Origin of the sequence: Methanosarcina mazei S-6, assembly GCF_000970205.1 — an archaeon.
Taxonomy (GTDB): domain Archaea; phylum Halobacteriota; class Methanosarcinia; order Methanosarcinales; family Methanosarcinaceae; genus Methanosarcina; species Methanosarcina mazei.
In genome coordinates this window covers 202,441-226,351 of the sequence record NZ_CP009512.1, presented here as the reverse complement: position 1 = coordinate 226,351, position 23,911 = coordinate 202,441, and the positions used below count along the sequence as shown (strand labels likewise).

Genomic DNA, 23,911 nt, shown 5'->3' with positions numbered 1-23,911 from the left:
AAGCTCAGGTAGAAGCTATCATTTAAAGGGCTTCTACAAATTTTTAATAAATCAGATCAGGGGAAAGACCCTGATATCAGTTTTTCAGTTTACCTGATTTCCAGGAAAAGAATTCCTTCTATTCCCCAATCATTCATTTTCTTCATGCGTAGCCTGATATAATATCCTCATGAGAGAATACTTTTTGCTGCGGAGGGTTACTCTATAATAAGGAACAATCTTTGGAGAAAATCCCATAATAAAGTCCGTAAATCTTGGAATGTTTGCTGCCATTACGTTCATATATTCAAAATTTCTGGATTTAAGGTCGAGAAACTCATTATAATATAAAAGCGCATTTGGACCCATTCTGCCAAAATCGGGGTTAAGGGCTGAAGACCAGGTGACAGTGCACTTCTTACCATACAGGTTCAGATGAGATGCAACTGCTTCACCTTCAGGAGTCTCCGAGACAAACATATAGCCAGCATCTTTTTCCGCTACCAATTTAAACACTCTTTCAAAGAATTCCTTTGGTACAGGGAGCTTCAGATTCTGTTTATCATATACAAGAGAAAGAAGGTGATAATAAGTTTCAGGGTCATTTGAGATTCTTGTTTTAAGGCCTGCTTCCTCAGCGCTCTTAAGTTCTCTCCGGATTTTCCTGGAGAGATTGCTGTCTACATTTTCTTTAAGGTCCAGGTGGTGAGTATAATACACACTCGATTCCCATCCTTTCCAGGTAAAAGGTCTTACATCCTCAAGCCCCGGGGCAAGTGTTAGAGTAATGCTGTCAAACCCCTGCTTGCAGAGGAATTCCCTGAGAGCTCCTAAAATCTCGTGCGTGTCCTGCATACGTTTGCTGACTTTAGAACTCCCCCCTTCTTTTATGAGGGGACCGCAATAATCAGTCATATTACAGGTGGAAGATGCTATTTTCACCATTCCTTTAATATTTTTAATGAAAATGGGACATCCCCCTACAAGTTCACCATTCCTGAAGCAGCCATAAATCCTTAAGTCTCTGGAAAGGACATCTCTGCAAATTCCCAGCCAGTCACTGGTATGAAAGAGCGTACCGGGTTGAGCTTTTTCAACAAGCAAATCCCATTCTTTGTATTCAGACGGTACTAATTCTCTGACTTCAATTTCGTCCATTTTAAGCCCCGTTTAAGAGATAATAGTTATATCTTCAATAAGTTATGAAATTAGTAGAAAGATGAATTTCGTGTATCAATCCTTGAGTCCGGATTTGCAGACTCTGTCTACCTTTTTAGCAACGCTGTACCAGCTGTAATTTTCAGTAACATAACTTAAACCTTTTGAGCCCATTTTCTCTCTCAATTCCCGGTTTTCAAGAAGCTTCAAAATAGCCTTCGCGAGAGCTTCGTGATTTTCCGGAGGGACTGAGAAACCGCCTTCTGAAGCCTTGAGAGCATCGGCGACCCCGCTGATCGCACTTGCAACAACCGGCTTTCCACATGCCATATACTCATACAATTTCAGAGGAGAAAGCCCTATTTTTGCATTTCTTGCCAGGATAAAGGGGGCGGCGCAGACATCGCTTGCATTGATATAGACCGGTACGCGGTCATAAGGGACCACGCCTGTAAAAATAAATCTGCCATCAACCCCAAGATCTCTTGAGAGGTTTAAAAGTTCATTCTTCATAACTCCGTCACCGACAATAAGAAAACGGCAGTCAGGGTATCTGGAGAGTATTGAAGGAGCTGCCTGTACAAGATACTCAACTCCCTGCCAGGGGGCGAGGTTTCCCACGAAGCAGACATAAGGAGATCCCGGGTCAAGCCCGAGTTCTTTTCTGCATGAGCCCGGCTCAAGAGGTTTAAACATAGTAGTATTTGCTCCGTTGGGCACCACGGTTATTTTCTCACCGGGAATCCCGTAAACACTCTCAAGATTCTCTTTTATTCCAGGAGTCACAGCTATAATCTTATCCGAAAACCCAAGGGCTTTTTTCAGAACCAGAACCTTTAACCTTGATTTGGCAGAAGAAAAATACCCGGAAAAACTGCCTTTTCTATTGCCCTGCAAAGATTGTGCTTCACCATGTCTTGATTTTATAAGACTTGTCTCGTCCTCTGGAATTCCATTCAATTCATAAACCAGGGCTTTACACCTGCTCCTGCAGAAGATCCCGGCAAGAAAGCCGAAATTGGGGTTTCTGGTATAGAGTACGTCAAAAGTTTCGGAACTGACCAGGCCCGCAGAGTTCCTGAAATAATTAATAGTAAGAGCGAGCAGGCTTCCGGGCCTTACGTAATGACAGCGGATATTATCAAGATGTGAAAGAGTAGAACTATCCGTGGTGAAGATATGAACTTCATTCTCCAGCTCTGCCAGGTTGCTTACAAGTTCATGCCTGTGAATAAGCGACCCGTCAGCCAGGTAAAGAGGCCACAAGATGTCCAGAAAGAGCATTTTCATACAATCACCTTAACAAAATACTCTATTAAAATATTTTAAAGTGATCATTGCTCTCCCTGCTCGGGCTCTGTAGAATTGTTGTTTAAAACTCCCGAAACTCTGGAAAACAAAAATCCCAGGCCCTGGCTTCTGTAATAATTTCTTATCTCCATATCCTGGATTTTCACATCTTTTTTAATAACCGAATTCAGGTAACCGTAAAAATACGCAGTACCAGTGTAATAAGGAGATTTCAGGCAATAATAAAGCGTATTGAATAGAACCATGGGAAGGCTTTTATCTACGTAATGAGCCATCCAGCCATTTTTAACATATCCATTCCAGAGACCTTCTCCTGCACTCGTTTTCCTTGTCTGGACCTCAACGACATCTGCATACTGCTTCAGCTGCCAGCCCCTGAGAATTGCTTTAGTATTGGAGATGGAGTCAGGGGAAGGCTCTACCTGATAGCCCCCAGTTTCGAGGAAACAGGCTTTTCTCCAGAGCCTGCCAGTGCCACGGGGCAGGTTTTTATCTGAAACTTCCCGTGAAAGCTTGTCGCCCGTATCATAATAAACCCCACCGCTTGCAATCCCGAGAGAGGAGTCCTTTTCAAATTCGTCTATTAATTTTCCAAAATAGTTTTCTTCCAGTATGGTATCGGCGTCAAGAAGACCTATATAGTCATACTCAATGCCGTTTTCTCTGCAGTATTCCAGCGTATAATCAAATCCCTGTTTGCAGACGTAGCTGTAGTGAAAAGTTATATCCCTGGGCCTTGGAGGAAGCCTTATACTCCGAATCCAGGAATATTTTGTTTTCAGGTCTTCGAGAATATGAGGAGTTCCGTCCGTACTTCCGTCGTCCACTATGATCCAGAGTACAGGCGTGATTTTCTGCCCGGCAACAGACCTGGAAACTTCAGGCAGGTTTTTTTCTTCATTTCTTGCAGGTGTGATCAGAAGATATCTTCCTTTAGAATCAGGCTCCATTTTCCCACCACCTGTAGATCTCTTCTCCGCTTGTGATCCATGCTCCTTTTTCGGAACAGTATTGCAGTGCTTTTTCGTAAAGCTTTATCCAGTCTTTTCTGAAACTGCACCCAAAAACGAAGTTATGCCACAGAAGGGTAATGACCCCATTGAGCCCTGCTGCAGTATCTATAAGATCCTTTGTGCATCTCCAGGCTTCCTCAAAGGAACTTGAGGCTTTGAAAAGAGCAACATCCATTACAGTAAGCGGAATCTCCAGGATATTAATCTCCCGTTCCTTATTCAGATTATATGGTTTGAAAGGGTGGCACATGCCGTTTCTGAAACCTGCTAATTCGCTATAGCCAAAAGTTGAGTCATAGCCGAAACCTGCATCTGCCAGCAGTTCCCAGGTTTCCGGAGTTTTAAATCTGAGATAATGGTTACGAAACCCCAGGACTTTTTTTCCCAGGACTTTTTCAAGGCTTTTCTTTTCATTATTCAGAGCTTCGAGATTGTCATATGAATAATATCCACCATGAAGTCCGGCTTCCCATCCTCTATCAGAAATATCTCCCAGAAGGTTTTCCAGATCTTCGATATCATATCTGAATCTGACCGGGTCTTCCCTGCTGGCTAAGAAATAAAAAGAGGACTTTGCCCCGAACCCTTCCTCAAGGTCCATGATATCGGAGAAGTTAAGGTAAGGCGAGTATTCAGGCCCTTTAAATCTCCAGAGAAACGGAGCTGTTAAGCCCCGGAAATCCAGACTCTTCAGGCAGCTAACCGAAGACAGCAAACTGTGAGAGAAAGGAGGATAAATATCATCCATATCATGAGTTAAACACACAGCAAAGGTTTTATTTTCCGGGAATTCGACTTTCAGCCCATTTTCCACCAGATATCTGGAAACTTCAGGACTTGAGGCGTTTTTCAGATCTTCTTCGGTGAAAAAGAAACGCCCATGTTCATCAAGCTTGCTGGGCTGATATTCTTTTTTCCGGGTAAAAAGGTCCCAGACATCTGCTTTTTGCTTTAATAAATCATACATGGCTCTCATCCGAGACCTTAGATACGGAAAATCCCTTCTTTTCCCCTCGCTTTTCCCCAGGAATCCCTTCTATGAGTTTTACCATGAATTCGGTTACATCAACTTTGTCCCTTAGAAGGGCGTCTCTCTTAAGACCCCAGGTTTTCTTAAGTTCGGGGTCCTTAAGGAGCTCCACCGCCTTTTTCAGGGCTGCTTCCGAATTGCTATAATTGAACAGAAGACCGTAGTTCTCTTCAAGTTCCGAGAAGTTTCCCATGCTTCCTGCAAGAGATGAAACATAAATAGACGGTGTACCAAGGATTGCACTTTCAACAGCCATAGTTGCACCTTCACCTACACACAGGGTAGCATAATAAAGAAGACTGTGAATTTTTTCAGAGGGGACCTTAATTTTATATTTGTCAAACTCTTCTGCCATTTGCCCTTCCGAGGAAATGAAGACCTTCCCGAATTTTTCCAGTTCCTGGATAAGTGCTAGTTTATTATTGATTCCATGCTGCCCTACATCATGATGTGCGCCCCATGAGATAAAGCGTAAAATCACGAATGTTTCACCTGCCTCCACACCGAGTTCTTTCAAAACCTCAGGATTTGGAGAAAAATAAGCAGGGTGAAGATACGCCATTTCATGATAGCCTCTGTATCTGATTTGTTTTGGTCCCACGTCTTTTTTAAAGGACGCAGGCGTGCAGATGATATCACAGAAAGGATAAGTCATTTTTTGAGCTAATTCTGCATGTTCAGTGTCATTAAAGATTATAGATTTCTTTCCCAGTGCCCAGGCCACATGAGCAGCTTCGGGAGAAAGAATACCAATAAAGAGATCTGGATTAAATTTGCGAGCGATTTTATAAAGTTTGGATTCTCTTATGAACAATTCTTCAAGGAGGTAGATTTTACCCTTCTTGACCTTGCTCAGAACTGTATGCGGGATATTATAAGCATTTAATAATTCAATTACAACATCCTTATCTCTTGAGACAACCAGAACTTGATGTCCCTTTTTTTCAAGGTTCCATATAGCATTTTTGAAAAAGTGAACATGGGCCGGATGCCCGATATCAACAATGACCCTCAAGGTTTTCACTCCCTAACTGATTCCCGCTTATAAATATTGACGCAGGGAAAAGAGCAGCATTTCCTGGAGGAAGGCAGCGGTGGAAGGAAGGTAAGAAGGATTTAATGCCAGATCCGTTAGCAGATAAGGCGATGCATTTCAAGAAACCAGTGAGTCTTTCTGCCTCAGATATAAAGAAGCAGTAGGTTGTACCCTGGTTCTTCTTAAGTCCCTTTTTTCCGAACCTTACTATCAGACTGTTGTCTTTTAATCTCCCTGCTGCTGACAACAGGATGTCGGCAACAGCCCCCCGGCTATAGCCCCACCCTATTGCAGTGCCTCCTTAAACTTAATTTTTTGATTATGACAGGATCACTAACAAACACTATTATGCTTAGAAGATGAATAGTCCGTGAATAAATAGTTTTTGGAAGTAAGGTTCTGAACTAAAATGTTTAAAAAACTGAGACCATCATAAGTTCTGGTTTTAACTTCATAAATGAAGAAGAATAACCTCTCACGGCATTCTGAGATTTTAATATGGAATTCTTCCGGGATAATGAAAGAAAAATAGGAGTGATGTAAAAAATGAGAGGGGTCAGGGAGATAACCCTGTAAAAATAATTTCCAGGCCTGCAAAAAGAAAGTTAGCGACAAAGCAAATTAGTAGCGGGAATATTCCAATATCAATAGAGTCTATAGAAAAATGATCTTCTTTTCTGGAAGTCAGAAGCATTTCTTTTATTCCCACAAGGGCTATCAGTCCCAGGACTATTATCCTGTAATATTCAGGTATTCCAAAGTCCGTATAAACAAAACAGACGCCTGAACCGGGAAAATTATTCCCCATCATCAGTTTTTCTGAACCCAGAGCCAGCATTGAAAGCACTGCAAATCCCCCATAATTGGTAAAGGTATTGTTAAAACATATACTAAATTCTAACTATAGAAACCTATAAACTGTCAAACTATATAAATATTTGAACAGACACGAAAAGGATAAATATATTAAAGCCTGAAATCGAGAACCTTCCAGATTTAGAAATATGAAAGAGACAGGCTATCAAAAAATAAATAAGAATTGGGATCGATTACCTGTCAATTCCCGAAAAAGAGGTCAAGATTATGAAAGTTTCTGTTATAGGTTCAGGGTATGTGGGTTCGGTCACCGCTGCTTGCTTTGCAGAAGTCGGGCACGAAGTTATCTGCGTAGATATTGACAGGAAAAAAACGGAGCAGATAAACGCAGGCATCCCTCCCATTTATGAAGAAGGACTTGGAGAGCTTTTGCAAAAATATGCAGGAAAAAAGCTCATAGCAATTACTGATTATGAACTTGCGGTCAAAGAGACAGAGATCTCCTTTATCTGTGTAGGGACACCTTCTGCAGATGACGGGACTATAGACCTTTCAATTGTCAGGGCAGCAGCAGCAAGTATAGGTAAAGCCCTTGCAAAAAAAGATGCTTATCATGTAGTGGTGGTAAAAAGTACAGTAGTTCCTGAAACTACAGAAAAATTCGTCCTCCCCATTCTTGAGGAAACATCAGGAAAGAAAGCCGGAAAAGACTTTGGTGTGGCAATGAATCCGGAGTTCCTGAGGGAAGGAAAGGCAGTCCAGGATTTTATGAACCCGGATAAAATAGTGGTCGGTGCAATTGACAAAAGATCAGGAAATCTTGTTTCCGAGCTTTATCGCACATTTGAATGTGAGGTCACGCGCACAGGCCCTGCAACTGCAGAAATGATAAAATATGCAAACAACTCCCTTCTTGCAACCAAGATTTCTTTTGCCAATGAAATAGGAAATATTTGCAAAAAAATGGGGATAGATACATATGAGGTCATGGAAGCAGTTGGTAAAGACTTCAGAATTTCCCCGAAATTCCTGAACTCAGGGGCAGGTTTCGGAGGGTCCTGCTTCCCAAAGGACGTCAAAGCTCTTATAGGAAAAGCAAAAACAATAGGATACTCTCCAGTACTACTTGAGTCCGTAATAGCTGTAAATGAGAAACAGCCTCTTCTTATGACCGAAATCCTGCAAAGAAAAATAGGAAACCCTGCGGACAAAAAGATTGCTGTTCTCGGACTTGCCTTCAAGAATGAAACTGACGATATAAGAGAATCCAGGTCAATTCCTGTAATTGCCGAACTTCTTAGACTTGGGGCAAAAGTTTCAGCTTATGACCCGATGGCAGCTGAAAACATGAAACGTATTTTCCCTTCAATCGAATACTGTGACAATGCCTCAGATGCGCTTAAAGATGCAGACGCCTGTCTTGTGATGACAGAGTGGGATGAGTTCAGAAACCTTGACTCCGAATTCCAGAACATGAAAGAAAAAATAATTATTGATGGAAGGCGGATAATCAAAGCTAAAAATATTGATTATGAGGGGCTCTGCTGGTGAAAACCAGCAGGGTCAACCCTTTCCATATACCAATATCATAGATTTATTGTTTTTATTTATTTTTAAGTATCCTTTGTCTGATGCTTATTATATCCTGATTTTTCAGGTCTCTCCGGCATTATTGTTTTAACTTATCTATTTCTGGAGAAATCTTATTAACTGCGAGAATTTCCCGAAGGTATTCAAGCACATCGTCCCTGAGGTTTTCGTTCTGGAGAGCAAAATCGACTATGGATTTTACGTACCCGAGCCGGTCTCCTGTATCGAACCTTTTTCCCTTAAATCTGCAGGCATAGATCATCTGGGATTTGTTAAGGAGCCTGATACCGTCTGTGAGCTGTATTTCACTTCCAACGCCAGTACCGGCATGCTTTATGCAGTCAAAAATCTCAGGCGTGAATACATAGCGCCCTATTGCTCCTATATTGGAAGGAGCATCTTCAGGTGCTGGTTTTTCTACAATGTCTTCAAGAACATAAAGGGAATCATCGAGGGGCTTGCCTTTTATAATTCCATAACTGCTCAGTTTTTCGTAAGGGACCTCTTCAACTGCGATTGTTGACCTCCCGTATTTCTCAAAGTTCTCAATAAGCTGGGCAGTGCAGGGTTTGTCGTTAACGATAATATCGTCTCCGAGAAGCACCGCAAAAGGCTCGTCTCCGATATGGTTTTCTGCCCTTAATACCGCATCTCCAAGCCCATTGGGCTCTTTCTGGCGGATGTAGTGGATATCTACAAGAGAAGAGATGTCCCGGACCAGTTTCAGCATATCTGTCTGGTGTTTTTTAGCAAGATGCATCTCAAGTTCCGGAGAATCATCGAAGTAGTCCTCAATTGCTCTCTTGCCCCTGCCTGTAATAATAATAATATCTTCTATGCCTGAGGCAATAGCTTCCTCCACTACATACTGAATTACAGGTGTGTCAATTATAGGAAGCATTTCTTTTGGCATTGACTTTGTTGCCGGCAGAAAGCGAGTCCCAAGACCGGCTGCCGGGATAAGTGCTTTTTTGATAGTCAAGGTTAATTCTCCAATGAAAAGAAATTCTGTAAGGTTGTATTCTTCTGAGTTAAAGTACTTTTCACCCATAACTTTAATTTTTCCCCTATTTCTATGCAAAGTCCCATATTGTATGAAAAAAGAATTACAGCTTTTGCAAAAAATAGTGCAAAGTATTAATAAAAAGAAGAAGATTATCTGAGGATCATATGCCTGCGAAGAAAAGAGTACTTGTAACCGGAGGAGCCGGTTTTATAGGAAGCAATCTGGTAGACCGCCTTTTAGAAAAAGAAAGTGAAGTCATTGTTTTCGACAATCTCAGTTCCGGAAAAATGGATTTTATAGAGAACCACCTTGAAAATCCGGATTTTTCCTTTATAAAAGGAGACCTTCTTGATCCAGAAGCTATCGAAAAAGCCTGCAAGGATACTGATATGGTATACCATGTGGCTGCAAATCCTGATGTAAAACTTGGCGCTTCGGACACGAAAGTCCATCTGGACCAGAATATCCTGGCAACCTATAATCTCCTGGAGGCTATGAGAAAAGGCAGTGCAAAAAAGATTGCATTTACTTCTACGTCCACGGTCTATGGTGAAGCCAGTATTATGCCTACTCCGGAAAACTACGGCCCCCTTATCCCCATATCCCTTTATGGAGCTTCAAAGCTCGCCTGTGAAGCCCTCATTACCTCGTACTCCCATACCTTCGATATGCAGGCGTGGATTTTCCGTTTTGCAAATATTGTAGGGCCTCGTAGCACTCACGGGATTACTGTTGATTTTATAAAAAAGCTTAAAGAAAATCCTCGCAAACTTGAGATACTGGGAGACGGAAAACAGGAAAAATCCTATCTACATGTCTCAGAATGTGTTAATGCGATCCTTTTTGCAATAGAAAAAAATAAAAAAGAAGTAAATATCTTCAATATCGGCTCTGAGGATACAATCAGCGCTACAGAGATAGGGAAAATCGTTGTTGAAGAGATGGGGCTTTCGGATGTGGAATTTACATATACCGGAGGAAGCAGAGGCTGGAAAGGAGATGTTCCAAGAATGAGGCTTGGGATTGAAAAGTTAAAAGCCATAGGATGGAAGCCTGAATATACTTCTGAAAGGAGTGTAAGAGAGACTGCCAGAGCAGTGATTGATAAAAGGTGATTAATAAAAGCTGAGATATTGCAAGAAGAAGAAGATCTGTTTACTCCCTGAAGCAGTATTATATTACATCAAAGGATCAGATCAATATTTTAAGATTGATATCTTTTTAAAATTTTAATATTTTAATCTTTTTAATATTTTTTCCGTTTATAGAGATCATGATAAATGATTCTATAGTAATTCTCGGAGATGAAAAGAATCTGTTAGCGTTAGCGTCTGGTACTGTGGTTTCCCATTTAAAAAAACCAAAATACGGTAAATTGGGAATGTTTACTTGGTGTCAGGGCTCACCTCTGACCTGAATAAATATCTTTTTATTAAGTACATTTCATGGTCAGTAAATCCGCCAACCATAAACATTACAATCAGATAGATTAGCGTACCTGCTCCTGCCGCTTCAAATAGCTCAAGAATGCCTGAAATGGAAAAGCTCGAAACAAAAAGGTACATTGCAATGGACGAGAGGATACTTTTTGCAATATCCATATAATAAAAATCGAGCTTGAAGTGTTTCAGAGAAATGTGAACGCAAAATGCAGCCATCAAAAAATATGATACGAGGGTGGAAAAAGCTGCACCCAGAATTCCTATTGAAGGTATGGGAATAAGAATAAGATTTATTAATACGTTCGAAACTGCGGCGATGATATTGATATATGTAGCAGGTCTCGTTTCTTTAATAAGGTACATCGTATTTATAAAAATCTGGAATATTCCTGCCATAAGCCCGGCAAAAGCGATAATAGGGATGACAAACCAGCCAGAAATAAAATCCGGAGTGGTAAGAACCGCAAGCAAAGGTTTTGCAAGAGCTGAAAGTCCGAAGACTGCCGGGATAGAGATGATAAGGAAATACCTCAGAGAATGGGACATGTAAATTCTTACTTCATCCATTCTATTCTGATCAAATAGCTTTGAAAGCTCAGGGAAGAGAATAAGCTGTAACGGGTTTACAAAGAGCTGAATAAGGTTTCCAATTGAACATGCCGCAGAATATATACCTACGCTGCCAAGACCAAGGAAATAAGTGACCATATACCTGTCACTCGATTCCGTAACCCACCTGATAAGCGCATTTGGGGTTAAGGGGAGAGAAAACTCCAGATATTCTTTTATATAAGTAAACCGCGGTATGACAAATCCTATCTGCGAAATTATAATGATAAAGGTAATTAAAAATATCAGTCCCTGTACAATTAAAGTAGCGGTAATTACTCCAAGAAGTCCGTATCCCATTTTAAGGAAAATCAATATAAATAGCAGTTTACCAAAAGTTTCAAAAAATGTAAAATAAGAATATTTTTCAATCTGCCTGAAAATCCTGAAATAAAAAAGAGATATGGACTCTATTACATTCACAAGGATTAACAGGGAGCCTGCCTGGACAAAATAGGTTGCTGCAGGATCCTTAAAGCCAAAAGTTGCAAGTGGTTCTGCAAAAGTATATAACACAAATGAAGCCAGAAAGCCCGATACTGTGACAAAAAAAAGAATTGAGTATACTGCTTCTCTTATTTTCTTCTTATCAGTTTCGGAAGATAAAAATCTGACGAAACTCATGGAAAGTCCCATAAGTGCAAGGGAAGAAATTAAAGATACTGTAATATTTATCTGCGCCCAGAGTCCGTAATCATACGCTCCAAGGGTTTTTGTGATAATAGGGAGTAAAAAAAAGCTGCTCAGACTCGTAAGTATCTGAACTGTACCGATAAAGCCTACATCCCTTGCAAATTTTTGATATGACATCACATCACCTTAAAAGGAACTGCCTCTTTTCCGCTGTAAATGGCATCAAAAACACCTTTTGACTGTAAGAAAAGGGGCCGAAAATTCGAGAGTACTTCTCAGTGTTAACTTAATCCGCAGACTGAAGGCGCAATAGTTGTAATTCATAGAAATACCCTTACTTGGAGAGAGGAATATCAAAAATTATTAGATTTTTTCTCAGTGTTAACTTTATTCGTATATTAGAGGCATAATAATTGTAATTCATGAAAACACCTTTAATGAAGAAACAATACTGGATTCAAGAACGAGAGCTCTGGATTTATTCTCACCGTTAATTTTTAGTCTACTTAAATAACATTCTTTTATGAAGAAGCTGGGCTCCTTCTCACCCCAATAAGGAATTTCCGCAAAGGATAAAAGCTTTTGTGTCTAAATAAATTTTTATAATAGTAACTGCTTGGAAAACGGCCTGTTAAAAAGAAATTTCTGGCAGACATAGCAGATAAAATGAAATTTAAGAAAATAACATAAAAAATTAAAACAAAAAGCATAAAAATTAAATCGGTTTTTCCGAAAAACGGATGCAGGAGAAATTAAATAATCCTTCTGTCCGTATCTCGGAGCACTCCTTAAAAGACATCCAGAACTCAATTGCTAAAAGCTTCAAATGAGATACTCTAGCTGAAGTTTTGGTTTCTGTGTTTCTATTCCGCATTCGATGCTGTAGAACGCAATATAATTGTTATTTTCAGTCCTTGCTTTTATGAGAACTCCTGTATTTTCGTATTTTCCGCTAACATATTCCTTTACAAGTTCTGTGACATCCAGCTCATAATATTTATTGTCTGGAAGTTCGCTTCCTTTAAGGGTAATTGAAGCATAAGGAGTGTCTCCCTGAGATACCCCATTTTTATCGTACCAGTCCCCTCCTGGATTTTTCCATGCAACATTTTTGTCTTTTTTATTCCAGCTCACATAACTTGTGTTCCAGGAAGAAGCAGGCCTGTAAACCTCCACAATGGTGTCATCTGGCCTTGTATTTCCTGCAGGGTAATACCAGTAAAGGAAAAGATTTGCACTGGTGACTTCAGTTGTGTTATTGAACTCACTCAGGTCAAACCCCATCATATCTCTATATCCGGCATCATTTATTCCGCCCAAGTCAATAAAGGTTGAGTCCTGATAAACAGCGTCAGGAGAAGCCTCCCTTAGCCTGTTATCTATTGCACCGGTAAGAGTTGCGTTAAGAGTGATTTTTTCAATAATTTCAGGAACCACAGGTATATTCTCTGAGGATACCTTCTTTGTTATGTTAAGGCTGGGTTTCTGTGTTTCTTTTCCGCATTCGTTGCTGTAAAACGCAATATAATTGTTATTTTCATTCCTTGCTTTTATAAGGAACCCTGTGTTTTCGTATTTCCCACTGGTATACTCTTTTACAAGCTCTGTTACATCCAGCTCATAGTACCTGTTATCGGGAAAAGCACTGCCTCTGATGGTAAACGTGGCATATGGAGTGCTGCCCTGCAGTACGCCGTTTTTATCGTACCAGTCTCCACCTGCATTCTTCCATGCAACATTTTTGTCTCTTTTATTCCAGCTCACATAACTTGTGTTCCAGGAAGAAGCAGGCCTGTAAACCTCCACAATGGTGTCATCTGGCCTTGTATTTCCTGCAGGGTAATACCAGTAAAGGGAAAGGGTTGCACCGGTGACTTCCGTACTTACTTCTGCAGTTTCATCGTATACGCTCAGGTCAAACCACATAACATCCCTGTATCTGGCATCATTCATCCCTCCAACATCAATAAAAGATGAGTCCTGATACACAGTATCAGGAGAACCTTCGCGTAGACGGTTGTCTATTGCCCTGGTAATAGTTTTATCAATGGTAACAGGCACTGGAAGTGCTTTCTCTGCTACATTGAGTTTCGGGACCAGACTGTCTTTTCCGCACTCGTTGCTGTAGAACGCAATATAATTGTTATTTTCAGTCCTTGCTTTTATGAGGAACCCTGTATTCTCGTATTTTCCGCTAACGTATTCCTTTACAAGCTCTGTTACATCCAGCTCATAATACCTGTTATCGGGAAGAGTACTGCCCTTAAAAGTTATCGTGGCATATGGAGTGCTGCCCTGCAATACTCCTTTTTTATCGTACCAGTCTCCACCTGCATTCTTCCATGCAACATTTTTGTCTCTTTTATTCCAGCTCACATAACTTGTGTTCCAGGAAGAAGCAGGCCTGTAAACCTCCACAATGGTGTCATCTGGCCTTGTACTTCCTGCAGGGTAATACCAGTAAAGGGAAAGAGTTGCATTATCAATTTCTGAGGGATTAGTGTACTCACTCAGATCAAACCACATTACATCTCTGTATCTGGCATTGTTCATTCCCCCCACATCAATAAAAGTTGAGTCCCGATACACAGCATCAGGGGAAGACTCACGCAGACGGTTGTCAGAGACTTTGAAAACTACCGGGTCCTGAGGTACAGGATCCTCAGGAATTACTTCAGGAGCTGTACCGGAAAGAGAAGCATAGATAGTATTACCGTATCTCCCGATATTGATTCTGTTCCCATTATCTTCAGGTTCTTTTGAATAGTCAGAAGATGGGTTTCCGGCGTCAATGCACGGAGAACTCACACTGTCCTTTACCCATTTTGTCCCGAACCAGTGGCCTGCTACTGATTTGAGGTGGTAATCATGCAAACTCTGACCTGCAAAAAGGGGATCTGCATAAATATCTGTTGTAGATTTGACATTTTTGTAGTTCCCTGCAGCGTTGTTGTACAGGCAGTTATTTTCCAGGACAATAGTATGGGAACTGGGAAGGTGATTAATGACACCATAGCCGGTTCCTGCAGAATTTTTCGTACGAGGTACAGTGTTTACAATTATATTATTACGAACAGTGGTCGTAAACCCTGTTCCAGAAGGTCCGGCATTGGTATCAGTCGAATACATGTTTACAACTGCTGCATTATGGACTCCGTCAAAGACATTGTTCTCGACCAGGACATTATGGAACCCACTGCCAAGGACCCCACCAACCCATTCTATGCTCGGATTGGTTCCGGAATCATAGAAAATATTGTGGTAGATGTGCACACTTGATAAACTTTTATCATATGCACCGGCAGTTCCAATAAGCCAGATGCCTGGTCCATATGTGTTTGTAATTACATTATCATAGATTTTGATATTATTCATGTCACCCGAGGACCTTTCAACCTGGATTCCCGGACCGCCTGCACTCCAGTGATAAAAAGAATCAATGAAATTGTCATGGAACTTTACGTTATTTGTGTTCCATACCCTCAGAGCACTGTTGGTTCTGCAGGTTATTCTGTTGTTCCAGGCTTCGACATTGGAGCACTCAATTGCAAAAAGACCGTCGTGACCGAGCTTATCTATCGTATTATTATAGAACTTAATATTGCTACTATACTTTATTCTGAGCCCGTCACCATGTCCATCATGCATATACATATCATGGACAGTTACATTGCTGGTGTAGAGGAAATAAATCACATTGTAATAACCTTTGCCTTTAGCCAGTTCACTGTTACCATCATGATTTACATTGACCTCGAAGCCTCTTATTGTAATATTATTATTTCCTGAGCTGCTCATCTGCTGGATAAGGGGTTTCATAGTCTCCCATCCTGCATTATTGGTCAACTTAATCACAGCATTTGAGTCTCCTTCAAGAATAGTATTGCTTCCTATCAGAAGAGTATCGTCAATAACATAAGTAAAAGGTCCCTTGAGGTGAACAGTTGTATAAGCAGAATTATCTGCCACGAATTTAAGGGCCTGATTTATCTGCACATGGTCATCTTTTCCGTCACAGTTAAAGTCCCCACTCCCATCTCCTGCAACATAAATTATAGGTGCAGGGCTCCGGCATGAAGCCACAGGAGCACTTGTAATTATAAGGCATCCTACCAGGAAGAGGACTCCTAATTCTCTTTTTAGCATTGCTATCACCTGGAATGATCATAATCTATTATTTTGGTATGTATATCAGGTAGAGATTTAGTCCGAGTTGCCAAACTCTTTAAAAATTTATATATTGAAGGCAGATAAGTTAATTAATATATTTATTCTGAATACAGCAAATTTAGCAATATTTTTTAACCAGTCAGCACTCTTCAGGTATTCGTACAGTAAAACTCCCCCTGAGGAAGACCTGAAGAAGGGGTTATTAAATTCTGCAGATAGACGCCGAATTCAGAAAAGATATCATTAATGTTAAACTAATTTGCCTCCAATATACACAAATTCCCCCCATGCCAACATTACAAATAAAATAATTATTAAATTTATAATTAAATTTCTATAGTCAGCATTGTAGATTAGAACACCATATTATAAAAGTATTTGTACAGTATTCCTAAATTTTTTTACAAACTTAAGAACTGAATAACCAACAGTATGAATTTATATTCGAAGATTGTTTGATAGAAAGAGACTGATTATTAAAAAGTATTAAAGATTATTAAGAATGCTAAAAAATAGAGGAAGCCGAGAAAATTTTTTTCTTTCAGTGAAGTAAGCCCCCTGAAAGAAATATAGCGTAAGTATCTTAAACTACCGTCTTGTGCTTGCTGGATTGGATTAAATCCTGAATCAATGATTTAATCGTAATATGTTGTTAAAATATCGAATAATTAATACAATGAGTACAGCAAAGGTCAGATATTGATATCATGGAAGCGCCAGGGAGTAAAAAAGAAAAATCAAATGATTTCATAACAGATATCAAGGATCTCTCTTGCAACTCCGTCCCAGCTATGATTCTCAATAACATATTTACGACCCCGCTCTCCCATTGTGTTCCTTATATTTTGATCGGAAATAAGCTCTACCACTGCATTGGCAAGATCTCCCGGGTTCTCCGGAGTTACTGAAATTCCGCCTCCTGAAAGATCAAGAAGATCTTTAACACCCGCTATATTACTTGCTACAATAGGCTTTCCACATGCGAGATATTCATATGTTTTTAAGGCAGAGAGTCCTATTTTAGAATTTCTATCCTTAATAAAAGGAGCAACACAAACATCAGCAGCGTTGATATATTCAGGGACACTTTCATAGGGAACCCTTCCGGTAAAAGTAAATTTGTCCAGAACCCCTGTCTCTGAGGCAATTTCTATCAATTTGTCCTTCATAACTCCGTCTCCGACAACAAGGAAACGAACATCAGGAGATTTTTCCAGAATATACGGAGCTGCATAAATGAGAAACTCAACTCCCTGCCAGGCTGCAAGGTGCCCCACAAAACACACATACTTTTTTGAATTATCAAGTTTGAGCCTATCCCTTACCTGCTTCTGGTCCATAGGTTTGAAAATATCAGTATTTGCTCCGTTATTGATCACAATAACTTTCTCTGCAGGAACTGAATATAACCTGACAAGTTCATCCTTTAGCTTGTCAGTTACGGAAACTATCCGGTCACAGTACGTGTAATTAAATTTTTCAGAACGGAGCGCCAGATAGGAAAAAACCCTGTATGCAAAAGATTTAGAATCCGGACTCACACTGAGCTCGTCCATAACCAGCCCGTTAACTTCCACTATGGAGGGGATCTTAAAAATCCTACATAAAGCAATAGGTAAGAACGGGAAAGAGTTCTGACGGAGATAAAGCACTTCAGGTCTGTTTTTTAAACATGCGTACAGAAGATAAACAGACAGCATGATCTCGTAAGAAGGCTGTACAAGGTACTTGTTATTTATCACAGGCACATACTTTACTCCGGAAAAAACGCGCTCTATGCCTTTTTGACCTGGCGCAAACAAAACTACATCCGTATATTTCTTCAAATTATTTAAGAGCTCGAGTATGTGTATATTAGAGCCTGATTTTGTGGTAAAAGAGCTGTAATAAACCAGAAAAATGTTATTTACTTTTTTAAACATAGTTGCCGTTACCTCAATAGCAAAAGTAGTTAATTAGCTTATCCCACGACTCCAGGTATTAATTTTTAGAGATTGGAAGAGCTTATTCATGATTAAAAAAAGAAAAGATATGCGTTCCACAGAGAGATATTTATAGGAGAAATTCTCTCCTTTGTGTGTTTTTGAGGCATCCAAATAGAAAAAAGGAAAAGAATTATGAGAGTACTGGAAGTATGTCAGGAGTTCCCTAACAGGTATTATCCACAGCTTGGAACATTTATAAAGCAAAGTATAGACTCTATCGCAAATCAGGGAGTAGAATTGACAGTTATTTCTCCAAAAGCTTTTGTACTTCCTTTTTCTGCATTTCCGTACCATAATTTTTCTAAATTACCCGGGATTGAGCACACGGAAAAATATGACCTTCACTATCCGCGCTACTTCTACGCAGTCCCTAAAAAGTACTTCTATCCTTTAACCGGCATGTCATATTCTTATTTTGTTTCCGGATATGCCATGAAAAACATAAATCTGAAACCGGAGCTGATTCATGCACACTTCTCATACCCTGATGGGTACGGAATGATGAAACTCGCAAAGAAATGGGAAGTTCCTCTTGTAATCAGCGCCCTTGGCACTATAGAAAGAAAAGTTGCCTATGAAGGTTCCTATACTTCAAAACAGATTATAGAAGCCATGAATTTTGCCGACAGGATACTTTCTGTCAGTGAGGACCTCAAAACCCACATAGTAAACCTCGGGATAGACGAAAATAAAGTAGATGTGGTTCCTAACGGCGTGGATACGGAAATATTCAGACCGGCAGGAAAAGAATATGCAAGAAATGTTTTAAACCTGCCTCAGGAAAAAAAGATTGTCCTGTTTATAGGAGCCCTGAGGAAAATAAAAGGTGTGGATTATCTTATTGAAGCTGCAAAAAGTTTTGTGAATAAAAACACAGACCTCTACATGGTAGGCAGGGATGATGGGCTTAGAAAAAGCCTGGAGAAAAGGGCAGAAGAACTTAAAATCTCCGGCTTTATCAAATTTACAGGGCCAGTAACCCATGAAGAGATTCCCCTCTGGATTTCAGCAGCTGATATGCTGGTTTTACCTTCCCTTTCAGAAGGGAGACCAAATGTTGTTCTTGAAGCTCTTTCCTGTGAAGTCCCTGTAGTGGCGACTGACGTTGGCGGAATCCCGGAACTGATGGTTGAAGGGGAAACAGGCTATCTGGTACCTTCTAAAAACCCTGTACAGCTATCAGAGAAAATAAACAAATTACTTGAAAACGAAAGCAGAAGAGAAAAGATGGGAAAATTCGGCCGCAAAAGCATAATCCAGAGAGGACTTACCTGGGAATCTCATGCAAAGAAAACTGTAGATATATATTCAGAACTCCTCGCAAGATCCTCAAAATGAATTTACCGGAAAATTAAAGACAAAGTACAGATTTGCCCAAAAGCTCTCTCCACATACTAATATAACATCTGAGCTGTCCCTTTAGCTCAGACAAAGCTCCGGAACTGCAGGTATTCACCGAGTCAATCAAGTTTACTGATCAAGGCCACCGATCGAATTCACTCATCAAGGTCACTCATTAGGGTCAATGATCGGATTCACCTATACCCATTAAACAACCTATTTTTGACCCTTTAGCAGTATAACAAAACTCTTTTTGGCCTGTTTTCCAGAATAAATGTTATGTAAAACATTCCAGGGAAATCAAGCAGTTTGGATTACCATAAAATTAAAAAATCTACGTAACCTTAAAGCACTCAAATATATATTGAGCGAAATAAAAAGATTAAAATTCATCTGAATAAAAGATTCAGGGTTGAACCTGAATAAAAAGTTCAGATTTTTGTTCTAAGTCAACAGAGCTTACAGTGAAGCCTATGTCGAAAAAGAACTTTTTGCTCCAATCTGTCCCAAATTCAGGTTATTTCAGTAATTTGTAATTTGGGTAAAGAAAGCAGCTCTAAAATGGGGCTAGATCCTTAATTTTGAACTATCGAAGAAGACACTCCTTTTGATTTATAGAGAGAGTTTGCAAAACTGTACAAAAATCCCATACCATAAGTGATGTGCTGCACAGGAATCACAACAAGGGCATAAAGTCCGTACTTTGATTTCATTTTAAATATTACCTGAATTGAGGCAATGAAGACCAGAATGAGATATAAAAATCCCATTAAGAGCAGGACTATTATTGGCGTGGTATAGACCGGAGAAATGATAAGCGAAAAAACTGAGAAGAGAATAGCGACAGAGGGCAAAATCGCATACCACCGAACAAGCTCCCCATGTTTTTTAAAAAGTTCCCCCATCCACATGCCATACTTGAACATTCTTACTGAAAATGACTTGAGAGTTCCCCTTCTATGATGCAGAACTATTGCTTCTGGAATATACAAGAACTTATAACCTTTTTTATTTATTCTGTAGTTAAGGTCTCCATCCTGACCTACAACAAACCGCTCATCGAAATATCCTGCTTCAATTATTGTATTTTTTTTATACATCGCATTGCAGTTAGGGAGAGAGCTAACATAGTGTTTCTTTAAGGAATTTTTAGACTGAGCAGAACCTCCTGAACCGAGAAATGTTTCCTGGGCATGCCCCACCACTCTACCAAAAACAGGATCGGTATCAAATATTAAGTTAGGCCCACCAACACATACCACATCTTCAGGAGCATTTTTCATTTCAGTAACAAGGGTTTTTAACCATAGAGGGTCTGCCTTGCAGTCCCCGTCTGTAAATGCAACAAAATCTCCCATGGAATTCTGCACTCCAAGGTTTCTTGCCGCTGCAACGTTTTTTCTCTCATTAAGAAGAAGCCTGACCGGGTATTTCTGTACCAGTTCCCGGGTTCTGTCGGTGGACATTCCATCGACGATAATAATCTCGTAAGAATCCTGGGGGTAATCCAGACGAAGTAGCGACTCGATACATTCTTCAATATATCGTTCTTCGTTGCGAATACCCACTACAACCGAAACAAAAGGACATTCCATAAAATAACCACTTTTTAACCGTTATTGTCTTCGAATCTGTTCATTAATAAACATCATTCTCGAAATTGCATGCAGTATGATTCCTGTAAATATCATGAAAGCGCCTATTATTGTCAGCATCACCATAAGGAGCGTGGGTCCAAAACGCAGGTATCCTCCAAGAATGTAGTCCTGGAGAAACTTAAGACCCATAAGGACGCCTGCGGATGCCATAATCATACCAGGGACAGCAAAGTAGTACAGGGGACGCCTGTATTCCATATCTTTCAAAAGCCGAAACAAAACACGTGGCCCGTGTATAAACGGATGTTCACTTGAGCAGTCTTCAAGGTCATACCTGCAGTGGATCTCCACTTCAGTAAATTTAAGTTTATGGTCTCTTGCCTGAATAAGAATCTCAGAACCTGCAGACATGTCAGCTCTGTTCAGGTTAATATTCTCAATAGCCTTTTTGCCATAGGCGCGAAAACCACTCTGAGAATCTGTAACATGAAGACCGCCTGCGATATAAGTTGCCACATCAAGAACTTTCATGCCGAATTTACGGTAAATAGGAACGTTTTTTCCGTTACCGTTGACGAAACGTGAGCCAATAACAAGGTCGAAACCATCTCTTAAAGGCTCAAGAAGTTTGGGGATTTCAGAAGGATCGTGCTGACCGTCGGAATCGATGATAACCATGGAGCTGGCACCAAGATTGCGGGCAGCTTCAAAACAGTGGCGGAGGGCTGCACCATAACCCTGGTTAACTTCGTGGCGGACGACATAAGCGCCAAGGGACTCAGCGATATCAACAGTGTTGTCAGTACTTCCATCATCCACAACCACAACCCGGTCCACGTATTTTTTACAGCCCTGAATAACATCGGCAATAGAATGGGATTCATTATACGCAGGCATGGCTGCAATAGTAATGGTCATGTATAATCAACTACCTCTTCATCAAAAGATACAAATGTCTGTATAAACCGCTGTTCTGCAGAGAAAGTGACCAGAATTCCAAATACAGTAAATAAATTTTTCAGGGTCGTCGCTCCACAAATTTTATAGGGTTTCTAAGGATTAACTACAATTAAGGGTGCAGAAACATCATTGGAGGATTTTTGTGCTTCTTTTAGCGAAAGCAAAGATGTTTTGCAGCCAGATCATAGTTCTTATTAAGACGTGTATTTGTTTTAATATATGAACTATATAAGCGTTTAGGCACAAAAAATAGTTCAGCAGTTTAGCCGATGACGAAAAAGAAATGAAACCGGATTAAAACGCCTATTAAATAAAAAAGCTATTATAAGCGCGGAAAAAATTATACATAAAAATGAAATAAATAAAAAACTTTAGATATATAACTTATAACCAGAAGATTTTTCGTAATAGAGTATAAAATAAAAAAAAAGGACAGACTTGTTCAGAAAACTGCTCTAAAAATATTAGACTCCAGCTGAACTATAAAATTTCTGAAATCAATAGTGAAATAGGAATAATTTTTGTAACTATTCAGGTAGAGCCTTTGAAAGGCTACAATTTTTCCTCTTTTCGAGGAAAAATTGCATATAAATTGAATCCTATTTCCTTTCGTTATTATGCTTACACGTGAAGAGATTCTTATCATTTATGACGCTGGTCCTGAAGCTGTAATTTCTGTAATCCAGAGGCTTGAGACTATCATAGAAGAACAATCTATTCGTATTGCTGAACTCGAAGAACGTGTAAAGGTATTAGAATCTCGTTTAAACCAAAACAGTCGTAACAGCAGTCGCCCTCCTTCTACTGATTTTTTTATCAAGGAGAAACCTAACCCCAAGAGTCTCCGTAAAAAGAGTGGCAAAAAACCTGGAGGTCAAGATGGTCATCCAGGAACAACTCTTGAAATGGTTGATCATCCTGAGTAGGTAATAGAACATTCTTTGAGTTGCTGCAAAGAATGTGGCCATACTCTTGAGAATGTTGAAGTTGAAGCCTATGAGAAAAGACAGGTCTTTGATATTCCTCCTGTAAATCTGATTGTTACAGAACACAAAAGTCAGATAAAGACCTGCCCTTACTGTGGAAAAATAAATAAAGCTGTTTTTCCTGAATCAGTTAAATATCCAGTTCAGTATGGTCCAAATATTTTAGCTTCAGCTATTTACTGTAAAAATCACCATTTTATCCCCTATGAAAGAATTTCCGAATTTTTTGAGGACATAATGGGAATAAAAATCTGTCCTGCTACGATAATTAGAGCAGAAAGAGAATGTTTCCAGAATTTAGAGGAATTTGAAAACGTTATTAGAGAGAAGTTATTAGCCTCGCCTGTAATCAATTTTGATGAAACTGGTATGAAGATTGAAGGAAAAAGACACTGGCTTCATGTAGCTTCTAATGAGAAATACACCTGTTATTTACCTCACTCAAAAAGAGGAGCAGAAGCAATAGACGCTATGGGTATTCTTCCGGAGTTTAAGGGAGTAGCAGTTCACGACGGATGGAAACCTTACAACGTTTATGACTGTGATCATGCTCTCTGTAATGCTCATTTACAGAGAGAACTTACTGGAATTGAAGAGAACTATAAACAGCAGTGGGCTAAAGAAATGAATGAATTGCTCACTGAGATGAAAAAGTATACCGACGAATGCAAGGATCAAGTCAAAGAACTGGATTTTGAGCAAATTAAAGCATTGGAAGAAAGGTTCGATGCTATCATAATTAAAGGAATTGAAGAAAATCCACAATCTCTAAATCCTGAAAAGAAAGGAAAACGTGGAAAAAATCCAAAAACAAAAGCAAGGAATCTGCTAGATAGGTTTATAGAACACAAAGAAAATATTCTGAGATTCCTGACAGATTTGAAAGTTCCGTTTGAGAATAATCAAGCAGAAAGAGATATCAGGATGATGAAATTACAGCAGAAAATATCAGGAACTTTCAGAACTATACAAGGAGCGGAAGCTTTCTGCAGAATTAGAGCTTACATCTCTACAATTAGAAAGAACGGATTACCTGTTTTGGAGGGTATTATAGCGGCGCTCAAGAGAGCGCCGTTAACTATACCCTGAATAGTTACTAATTTTTTTATAAATCTTACAGGAAAATGAAAGTTATGTTATAAAGAAACTATTTGAATAGGTTAGACAAAAGATGTTATTTAAAAATAGAACCTGATCAGGAAAGGATACTTTAAAAAAAATAAAAATAGGATTTGAATTAGAAATTCG

At 39.7% G+C, this 23,911-nt stretch carries 15 protein-coding genes and 1 pseudogene; 4 read left to right on the top strand and 12 right to left on the bottom strand.

What is annotated here, in order from left to right:
- Positions 1–129 precede the first annotated feature (129 nt).
- From MSMAS_RS00935 to MSMAS_RS00905, 6 genes are all read right to left on the bottom strand, one after another.
- On the bottom strand, positions 130–1,137 hold the full coding sequence (locus tag MSMAS_RS00935; RefSeq protein ID WP_048039301.1) for a GNAT family N-acetyltransferase: 1,008 nt from the start codon (positions 1,135–1,137) through the stop codon (positions 130–132).
- Between the two features lie 75 nt (positions 1,138–1,212).
- Positions 1,213–2,427, bottom strand: coding sequence for a glycosyltransferase family 4 protein (locus tag MSMAS_RS00930; RefSeq protein ID WP_048046278.1), 1,215 nt, complete (start codon positions 2,425–2,427; stop codon positions 1,213–1,215).
- Positions 2,428–2,471: 44 nt separating this feature from the next.
- A complete protein-coding gene (locus MSMAS_RS00925) occupies positions 2,472–3,398 on the bottom strand; it encodes a glycosyltransferase family 2 protein (RefSeq protein ID WP_015411601.1) in 927 nt (308 codons plus the stop codon).
- Complete coding sequence (locus MSMAS_RS00920) at positions 3,388–4,437, bottom strand: polysaccharide deacetylase family protein (protein WP_011033077.1); 1,050 nt, start codon at positions 4,435–4,437, stop codon at positions 3,388–3,390. Before MSMAS_RS00920 ends, MSMAS_RS00925 begins: the two co-directional genes overlap by 11 nt.
- Entirely contained in the window at positions 4,421–5,506 is a 1,086-nt protein-coding gene (locus MSMAS_RS00915; protein ID WP_048046277.1) for a DUF354 domain-containing protein, read from the bottom strand. The genes MSMAS_RS00920 and MSMAS_RS00915 overlap by 17 nt, the downstream gene beginning before the upstream one ends.
- A gap of 577 nt (positions 5,507–6,083) precedes the next feature.
- A complete protein-coding gene (locus tag MSMAS_RS00905; RefSeq protein ID WP_226987736.1) occupies positions 6,084–6,365 on the bottom strand; it encodes a hypothetical protein in 282 nt (93 codons plus the stop codon).
- Between the two features lie 245 nt (positions 6,366–6,610).
- Between MSMAS_RS00905 and MSMAS_RS00900 the strand changes: the two genes are divergently transcribed.
- Entirely contained in the window at positions 6,611–7,894 is a 1,284-nt protein-coding gene (locus MSMAS_RS00900; RefSeq protein WP_048039621.1) for a UDP-glucose dehydrogenase family protein, read from the top strand.
- Positions 7,895–8,012: 118 nt separating this feature from the next.
- Here the strand turns inward: MSMAS_RS00900 and galU are convergent, their stop codons facing one another.
- Positions 8,013–8,915, bottom strand: coding sequence for a UTP--glucose-1-phosphate uridylyltransferase GalU (gene galU, locus MSMAS_RS00895; protein ID WP_175413352.1), 903 nt, complete (start codon positions 8,913–8,915; stop codon positions 8,013–8,015).
- A 188-nt stretch (positions 8,916–9,103) separates the two neighbouring features.
- Here galU and MSMAS_RS00890 point away from each other — a divergent pair, with 188 nt between their 5' ends.
- Entirely contained in the window at positions 9,104–10,054 is a 951-nt protein-coding gene (locus tag MSMAS_RS00890; protein WP_048046276.1) for an NAD-dependent epimerase/dehydratase family protein, read from the top strand.
- A gap of 270 nt (positions 10,055–10,324) precedes the next feature.
- Here the strand turns inward: MSMAS_RS00890 and MSMAS_RS00885 are convergent, their stop codons facing one another.
- The 3 genes from MSMAS_RS00885 to MSMAS_RS00875 all read right to left on the bottom strand — a co-directional run bounded on the left by MSMAS_RS00885 (position 10,325) and on the right by MSMAS_RS00875 (position 17,715).
- Positions 10,325–11,800: a flippase gene (locus MSMAS_RS00885; protein WP_048037463.1), complete on the bottom strand. Its 1,476-nt coding sequence runs from the start codon at positions 11,798–11,800 to the stop codon at positions 10,325–10,327.
- Between the two features lie 645 nt (positions 11,801–12,445).
- Positions 12,446–15,769 (bottom strand): disaggregatase related repeat-containing protein, encoded by a 3,324-nt coding sequence (locus MSMAS_RS00880; protein ID WP_196296807.1) that lies wholly within the window; start codon positions 15,767–15,769, stop codon positions 12,446–12,448.
- A gap of 761 nt (positions 15,770–16,530) precedes the next feature.
- The gene (locus MSMAS_RS00875) at positions 16,531–17,715 is read right to left on the bottom strand and encodes a glycosyltransferase family 4 protein (RefSeq protein WP_048039619.1); all 1,185 of its coding nucleotides are present in this window, start codon (positions 17,713–17,715) and stop codon (positions 16,531–16,533) included.
- 195 nt (positions 17,716–17,910) lie between these two features.
- Between MSMAS_RS00875 and MSMAS_RS00870 the strand changes: the two genes are divergently transcribed.
- Complete coding sequence (locus tag MSMAS_RS00870; protein ID WP_048039618.1) at positions 17,911–19,116, top strand: glycosyltransferase; 1,206 nt, start codon at positions 17,911–17,913, stop codon at positions 19,114–19,116.
- A gap of 578 nt (positions 19,117–19,694) precedes the next feature.
- Here MSMAS_RS00870 and MSMAS_RS00865 read toward each other — a convergent pair.
- Positions 19,695–20,714, bottom strand: a complete 1,020-nt coding sequence (locus tag MSMAS_RS00865) for a glycosyltransferase family 2 protein (protein ID WP_011033088.1) — start codon at positions 20,712–20,714, stop codon at positions 19,695–19,697.
- A gap of 21 nt (positions 20,715–20,735) precedes the next feature.
- Positions 20,736–21,635 (bottom strand): glycosyltransferase family 2 protein, encoded by a 900-nt coding sequence (locus tag MSMAS_RS00860; protein WP_011033089.1) that lies wholly within the window; start codon positions 21,633–21,635, stop codon positions 20,736–20,738.
- 659 nt (positions 21,636–22,294) lie between these two features.
- Here MSMAS_RS00860 and MSMAS_RS00850 point away from each other — a divergent pair.
- A pseudogene (locus MSMAS_RS00850) lies at positions 22,295–23,752 on the top strand (IS66-like element ISMma15 family transposase).
- The last annotated feature ends 159 nt before the right edge of the window (positions 23,753–23,911 follow it).